Below are 3,276 nucleotides of genomic sequence, written 5' to 3'. Positions count from 1 at the left end.
CAATCGATTTCTCCGGCGCTGGCGCATGCGTGTGGTACTCGACCACCAGTTGCCCGGCGAAGATCTTGCTGAGATACATGTCGATTCCGGCGTCGACGGCGAAGAACAACTCGTCATGGGTGGCGGTAAATTCCACGTCCGGCGGTGTCCGCACGGGTGGCACCAGACCGCTGTCGGTCAACATGACGAAATCGGGCAAGCCGGGCGGATTCCCGACATACTGCGGGCTGAAGTGAAGCAGCGACTGCTGGATCACCCCGTCGGACACGTCCGCCCGGTACGTCTCAACGATGTCCCGCGCGAGGCTCACCACATCGGTGGTGTGGTCGATCTCGGCGAGATAGGTGGCCACTCCCAGAGGGTTCGTGCACGCCGTCGCAGACAGCGGTGGTGAGAGCACGTACCGCAAATCGACCGGGTAGAGGTAGGGCACCGGGATGTTCGTCCGGCCGCGAACTCGCCACTCCGCCATAAGGAGAACCGCAGAGAGCAAGCCGTTGAGGCTGACTTTGTGCGCACGACTGAGCGCGACGAGACCGCGTGTCTCGCGCTCGCTCAGCTGGCACTCCGCCATCGGAACACGAAGCGGCGCGGAGGCTTTGACGTCGGATCCCGCTCGCCGGGACGGCGGCAGGTCGTAGGCGAACATCGCGGGCATGAACCGCTCGAGCCCAGATCGCCGCTGCTTCTGTATACCCCGTTGGGAGAGCACAACTTCTAACGGGTCCGGCGTGGGCTGAACGGTGACCGGCGGGATTCTTCCTGTGCAGATGAGGTCGGTGTAATAGGACAACAACTCCTCGACGAGGCTGAACTCGTGGTGGCCGTCGGCGAGACTGTGATGGACGTAGAGGGTCAGCTGCGCCTCTCGCTCGCGCAGGTCCAACCGCAACTGGATCAGCGACTCGCTCTGGTTCAAGCGCACAGGGAGGATTTCGGCGGCCGGATCGTCGATCTCCACCACCTCGATTCCCGGATGAAGTAGATCGTCGACGGCGAACTGATGGCGGCCGTCGGGGCCCCGCTCGAGGTGGCCACCAAGAACCGGGTGCGCCTCCAGCAGCGCGTCGAAGGCAGCCGACAGAGCATCGGCGTCGATCGACCCCTTTACGTCCGCACCAAGACCCACGAAGCTTTCTGTCTCGGCGAAGATTTCCTCGCTACGCGACAGGTTTCGAATCACCGACGATGAAAACATTTTCGGCCTCCATGGCGGTTCAGGAACATCAGGACTGGACTACCCCTCATCCACGCTTGCTTGCCCGTCGGTACCCGATCGCCATCGGTATCGCACAAGCGGCGGCGATACCCGCCGACCACAGCAGCATTTCGACCATTGGCGCCAGCACCGGACCACCGAGCGACAGTCCGCGCATCACCTCGATGGAATTGCTCATCGGCTGATGCCGGACGACTGGCTGCAGCCAGCTTGGGTATTGGTCGACCGGCACGAAGCCGCTGCAGAAAAACATCAGCGATCCCCAGACGACCTCGGTGGCCTCCACCACGACCGTGTTCGCCGCGTACAACGCCACCGTGATGACGACCATCGTGAACGCCACCCCGAATGAAGCCGGGACGAACAGCCACGCAACCGATGGCAGGACGCCCTGCCGGAAGCGGAAACCGAGCACGAATCCGGCGCACATGATGACCGCGGTGGTTACCAGAATCCGGATCACATCGGCCACCAGTCTCGACAGCAGGCCCGATGCACGATGCACGGGCAGCACCCACAATCGGGAAAGCAAGCCGTCTGTGCGTTCACCCATGAGACTGATCCCGCCAACCATCGAACCGGACACGGCTCCGACCATCGCGATCAACGGGACGCTGCCATAAAGCGCGCTCTGACCGGTAACCTGCCGAATCCCGTTTCCCAGCACAATATTCAGGGCCACCAGCAACGCAACCGGCATGATCAGCGACTCGAGCACACTTGCACGATCGCGGCTCCACCGACGAAGTATTCGCGTGGTGAGAATCCAGGTGTGCCTGATGAGCCGCCAAGGTGAATTCTCCGAAGAGGCCGGCCGGACGGCTCTGTGTTTCGGACCCGCCCTTCCCCGCTCGGGGATTCCGTGTTTTGGGCGTACTCGGCCGGCTTCGGGGCGTACACCGGCGAACCCGTCGAGGGTGATCTTCTTGTGCTCTGAAGCAATGGCCATCAGCGCCGCCTCGCGGCAACGAGAGCGTGCAGCGGAAGCAGAACCACTATGAAGCCCACCACCCAAAACAGTGCCGGGCCGATCACAGACCAGCTCACCGCACCCGCCGCCGGCGTGCTGTCCCCCGCCAACGCGCGCAGCGCATAAACGTGCTGGGATACCGCTTGATCCCTGACGAAACCCCGTGTCCAACTGGGGAACCGTTCGACCGGTTGCAGGCCGACCGACAATTGCCCGAAAATAATTTGCGGGATCAGCAGTAGGGGCATGGTGGCTTGCGGATTCTGGCTCGCAACGCCGACCACGTCTCCGAGCAACGACAGCGTCGCGCCGACCAGCAGCACCAACGCGCAGAAGCCCACGGAATGCGCCACGCCACCGTAGAACCGGAACCCGATGACATGACCGCACACCAGCGAGACCACCAGCGCGATGACGCAGCGGTGCATGCTGGCCGACATGCGTGCGGCCAGCGGTGTCAGGGGGGCAATCGGCATCGCTTTAAATCGCCAGTTAATGCCCTGCACCGAGTCGGTCGCTGATCGGAACGCCGCCGACACCGCAGCGAAAGCGACTGCCTGAAGCGCGATCAGTGGCATCAGGTATTGCGCATAGCTACTCATGCCCTGGACAAAGCCGCTCATGATGTGTTTAAGCGGGATGTAGAAACCGGCGGTGAACATGACTGACGCGGCGACCTGGGCGAGCGCCTCCCCATTGCGCAGCGTGGGTGTGATCAGACGAACAGTCAGTACCCACCACTGCTGAACGGTTGATGTGGTGGGCCGGCCAGCCGTCGTAGCAGTCATGAGGACAATTCGGCGTCAACGCGGTTCGCGGATCTGCCGCGGTTGCTGTCCGATGTCAGCGTGAGAAACACTTCGTCGAGCGAGGGCCGCCGCAACGCGATATCGAGCAACTCGATATTTGCCGCCTTCAAGTGAAACAGAACCTCAACGAGGGTATTCGGGCCGTTGGGAGCCGGCATCGAGATACGGTCGGATGCGGTTGTCAGCGACGGTCGATTCTGTTCGGGCAGCAGCGAACCGAGCGCCGCAGCCGCAGCGGGCAGATCCTTCACGTGGCGCGGGACGATTTCGCAGTAGGT

The 3,276-nt window shown here is 62.7% G+C and carries 3 protein-coding genes and 1 pseudogene; all 4 read right to left on the bottom strand.

Translation table 11 applies throughout. The annotated features are described in order from the left end of the window. On the bottom strand, window positions 1–1,198 hold a 1,198-nt coding region (locus WA317_RS10490; RefSeq protein WP_425172968.1), incomplete at its 3' end, for a phthiocerol/phthiodiolone dimycocerosyl transferase family protein. A 46-nt stretch (window positions 1,199–1,244) separates the two neighbouring features. Continuing rightward, the gene (locus tag WA317_RS10485) at window positions 1,245–2,078 is read right to left on the bottom strand and encodes an ABC transporter permease (protein ID WP_425172969.1); all 834 of its coding nucleotides are present in this window, start codon (window positions 2,076–2,078) and stop codon (window positions 1,245–1,247) included. Between the two features lie 89 nt (window positions 2,079–2,167). Then, window positions 2,168–2,977, bottom strand: coding sequence for an antibiotic transporter (locus WA317_RS10480; protein WP_425172967.1), 810 nt, complete (start codon window positions 2,975–2,977; stop codon window positions 2,168–2,170). Then, window positions 2,974–3,276: pseudogene (locus tag WA317_RS10475) on the bottom strand (daunorubicin/doxorubicin resistance ABC transporter ATP-binding protein DrrA); the annotation flags it as partial. The gene WA317_RS10480 and the pseudogene WA317_RS10475, both read right to left, overlap by 4 nt.

Origin of the sequence: Mycobacterium sp., assembly GCF_049802695.1 — a bacterium.
In the GTDB taxonomy this organism is placed as follows: Bacteria; Actinomycetota; Actinomycetes; order Mycobacteriales; family Mycobacteriaceae; genus Mycobacterium.
This window is presented reverse-complemented; position numbering and strand designations above follow the sequence as displayed.

Excerpts from the sequence above, each read along its gene's own strand:
- WA317_RS10480 (WP_425172967.1), bottom strand. The coding sequence starts at position 2,977 with ATGACTGCTACGACGGCTGGCCGGCCCACCACATCAACCGTTCAGCAG.